Origin of the sequence: Streptomyces sp. MB09-02B (genome assembly GCF_033794485.1) — a bacterium.
Classification (GTDB): domain Bacteria; phylum Actinomycetota; class Actinomycetes; order Streptomycetales; family Streptomycetaceae; genus Streptomyces.
Genome location: NZ_JARGEE010000761.1, coordinates 1 through 2,152, shown reverse-complemented (window position 1 = coordinate 2,152; position 2,152 = coordinate 1). Strand labels below are relative to the sequence as shown.

The 2,152-nt window shown below is 68.8% G+C and carries 2 protein-coding genes and 1 pseudogene; 1 reads left to right on the top strand and 2 read right to left on the bottom strand.

The genetic code is table 11. The annotated features are described in order from the left end of the window. Positions 1-179 precede the first annotated feature (179 nt). Positions 180-980, bottom strand: a pseudogene (locus P1P70_RS43790) (AfsR/SARP family transcriptional regulator); the annotation flags it as partial. A gap of 176 nt (positions 981-1,156) precedes the next feature. Between P1P70_RS43790 and P1P70_RS43785 the strand changes: the two are divergent. Beyond that, positions 1,157-1,957 carry a site-2 protease family protein gene (locus P1P70_RS43785; RefSeq protein WP_319247958.1) on the top strand — a complete coding sequence of 267 codons (801 nt, stop codon included), beginning with the start codon at positions 1,157-1,159 and terminating at the stop codon, positions 1,955-1,957. Here P1P70_RS43785 and P1P70_RS43780 read toward each other — a convergent pair. Further along, positions 1,944-2,072 (bottom strand): hypothetical protein, encoded by a 129-nt coding sequence (locus tag P1P70_RS43780; RefSeq protein ID WP_319247956.1) that lies wholly within the window; start codon positions 2,070-2,072, stop codon positions 1,944-1,946. The two genes, P1P70_RS43785 and P1P70_RS43780, sit on opposite strands and share 14 nt — an antisense overlap. Positions 2,073-2,152 lie beyond the last annotated feature (80 nt).

Genomic DNA, 2,152 nt, shown 5'->3' with positions numbered 1-2,152 from the left:
ACTCCCTTCCCCTCGACCCCCTGTTCCCTCTTTCCCATGGTTGGGGTTTGTGTTTCTCATCCACGCATTTTTTTGTTTGTATGTCCGGCGTGTTCCGAAGTTCACCACATGGTTTTTCTCAGCGTCGTCGGGGGGTTTTAAGGGTACGGTCCCGTCCCATCCTCGAGGGGCTGCGCCCCTTCGACCCCCACAGTGGCGGTTCGGTGGGGGTTCTCGCGCAGTTCCCCGCGCCCCTGACGGGGCGCGGCTTCGTCCGACCGCAGGAGTTCTGTGTGCAGCCTGCTGAGCACCGGGCCCGGGCTCGTTCCCAGGCGGTCCGCCAGGAGGCGGCGTATCTGTTCGTAGGCGGCCAGGGCCTCCGCCGTGCGGCCGGTGTCGCGGAGGGCGCTCAGGCGGAGGGCCTGGAGGGGTTCGTCGAGTGGGTGGGTGTCGCAGAGGGCGGTGAGGTCGGGCAGCGCGGTGTCGGGGCGGCCCAGCGCGAGGGTGGCGGTGAGGCGGGTGCGGTCGGCGTCGAGGCGGCGGGTCTCCCAGCGGGCGGCCTCGGCGCCACGGTCGGGGAGGTCGGCCAGGGGCGGGCCCTGCCAGAGGGCGAGCGCGTCGTCGAGGACGTCGGCGGCCTTGGCCGGATCGTCGTCGGCGAGCGCGCGGGCGCCCTCGTCCGCGAGGCGTTCGAAGCGGTACAGGTCGACGTCGTCCCGGGTGGCCGTGAGCCGGTAACCGCCGCTCACCGAGGCGACCGCGTCCGGGCCGAGCGCCCTGCGCAGCCGGCCGACCAGCGCCTGCAGCGCACCGGACGCGTCGGCGGGCGGATCGTCGGACCACACCTCGTCGACGAGGACGGCGGCGGGCACCGTCCGCCCCGGCCGCAGCGCGAGCACGGTCAGCAGAGCACGCAGCCGCGCGCCCCCGACGGGGACGGGGGTGCCGTCGGACTGCAGGGCCTGGGTGGTGCCGAGGATGCGGTAGCGCACGAGGTCCATTGTCTCTGTCGGGATCGAAATCCGGTTCGGGTTCCGGTGGGCTCGCGGGTATGCCCCACCATTCCCCCACCTTGCTAGGAACTCGGAGGCGATCGCGAGACGTTTTCGCCGTGTCCCGGTACCGTCGGGGCGTCCATATGAGTGATCGAGTCAGTATCGACACAGCTAGGAGTCCCATGACCACCGCCGCGTCCCGCCGGAGCGACCGGAGGATCAGCCCCGTGTTCGTGGGGATCGTGGCCGTCATGGCGGTCACGGGATGGGCCACGTGGGCCGGGTTCGCCGAGCAACCCGGCCTCGCCGTCTTCCTGTTCGTGACCTCGGCGTGGATCGTCTCGCTGTGTCTGCACGAGTACGCGCACGCCCGTACCGCCCTGCACAGCGGTGACATCTCCATCGGCGCCAAGGGTTATCTCACCCTGAATCCTCTGAAATACACCCATGCCCTGCTCAGCATCGTGCTGCCCGTCGTGTTCGTGATCATGGGTGGGATCGGTCTGCCCGGTGGTGCGGTGTTCATCGAGCGGGGACGGATCCAGGGGCGCTGGAAGCACAGCCTGATCTCTGCGGCGGGCCCGCTGACGAACGTCCTGTTCTCGGCCGTCTGCACCGCGCCCTTCTGGCTGGGCGTCACCGACGGCGTGCCGGCGGCCTTCCTCTTCGCCCTCGCCTTCCTGGCGATGCTCCAGGTCACGGCGGCGATCCTGAACTTCCTCCCGGTGCCCGGTCTGGACGGCTACGGCGTCATCGAGCCCTGGCTGTCATACAAGATCCGTCGCCAGGTGGAGCCGCTGGCGCCCTTCGGGCTGCTGCTCGTCTTCGCGGTGCTGTGGATCCCGGCGGTGAACGGCGTGTTCTGGGACGTGATCGACGCGTTCATGCGGGGCCTGGGGATCGAGGACCGGCTCTCCGACTGCGGCTACTGGCTCTACCGGTTCTGGCGCGAGGACAGCGACGTCTGCCTCACCGGGATGTGACGGCCTCGCGCTCCTGCTTGGCCTTCCGGACGTAGTACCAGGCCATGTTCGACGACAGGCCGGCCATCAGCACCCACACCACACCCAGCCAACTGCCCCGACTGAAGGAGACCACGGCCGCGGTGATCGCGAGGAGACAGACGACGAGCGCGTAGACGGCTGTCTCTTTTTATAATTTTCTATTCCCAGAAAAAA

Coding starts and splice junctions, on each gene's coding strand:
- P1P70_RS43785 (WP_319247958.1), top strand. CDS start 1,157: ATGACCACCGCCGCGTCCCGCCGGAGCGACCGGAGGATCAGCCCCGTG.